This window comes from Haloferax profundi (genome assembly GCF_001469865.1).
Classification (GTDB): Archaea; Halobacteriota; Halobacteria; order Halobacteriales; family Haloferacaceae; genus Haloferax; species Haloferax profundi.
Map to the genome: position 1 here is coordinate 1 of NZ_LOPV01000694.1, position 1,005 is coordinate 1,005.

The window sequence follows — 1,005 nt, forward strand, 5'->3', positions numbered from 1 at the left end:
GACGTCGCAGAGAGCGACCTGCTGCAAGCGTACCGCCGCCAGAAGTCGGAACCCGAAGACGACCGAGAGCAGGCAGAACGCGAGAAGTCTAAGCAGCGCCAACGACGGCGCACCGCCAACGGAGAGTCCATCGTCGTGGACTTCGTCGCGAGTTTCGTCGCCGGGGGCAACGCCTCGTTCGAACCCGTCAAGGGGCGTGTGCTGATGAGTCAGCGCAGACTCATCCTCGCCACCTCGAACTCGAAGACAGATATCCCGATTACGTCTATCTTCGACATCGCCGTCGGGCAGGTCCCACCGGAAGTCGAGGAGTTCTTCGACTACACCGTGATGGTCGGGTACATCATCGGGAGTCAGCGACGGACCACCGTCATCGGCGGCGATAGAGAGACAATCGAGAAGTTCACCTTGCTCTTGTTCCGCGCGGTGCTCAACGGGTCACAGGCGCAGGTCACACACCCCGCCCGAATCGGTGGGCGCGTCATGGACACGCCGCGTCGCCCGACTGGACTCCACCTCGATTACGAGGCGGTCACGTTCCCCGACGACGACGGTCCACTCACCGAAAACGGTGACCCGTTCCACATCGACCTCGCGAGCGTCATCTTCTTCGAGGTGCTCGAACGGACCGTCGACGACGAAAAGCGCCTCGTCCTCTCGGTACAACACGTCGAGCAGGGACGAACCGTCACCTCGGAGATATCTCTCAAATCACGGCGGAAGATGAACATCCTCGGGCGGTACCTCCGACTCGTCTACCACTGGATAAAGTCCAACGTCCGCGACGTGGAAGTCACAGAGCAGGGCCTCGAAGTCCTCGTCGGCCTCTACTCCGCCGGTGAGATGGCCGCGGAAGTGGACTTCAGCGAACTCCTCGGTGTCGAACAAGCCGTTCTCGACGAGGCACTGGAGACGCTCAACGACGAGGAACTCATCGAAGACGATTCGCTCCCCACGTCGCTTACGCCGCAGGGCCGCTTCGTCGTGAACGAAGAGATAGAAGAC

The 1,005-nt window shown here is 61.3% G+C and carries 1 protein-coding gene; it reads left to right on the forward strand.

Annotated features, from left to right (window positions below; translation table 11 throughout):
• A partial coding sequence (locus AUR66_RS18860; RefSeq protein WP_058573651.1) for a CheF family chemotaxis protein occupies positions 1-1,005 on the forward strand: 1,005 nt, incomplete at both ends.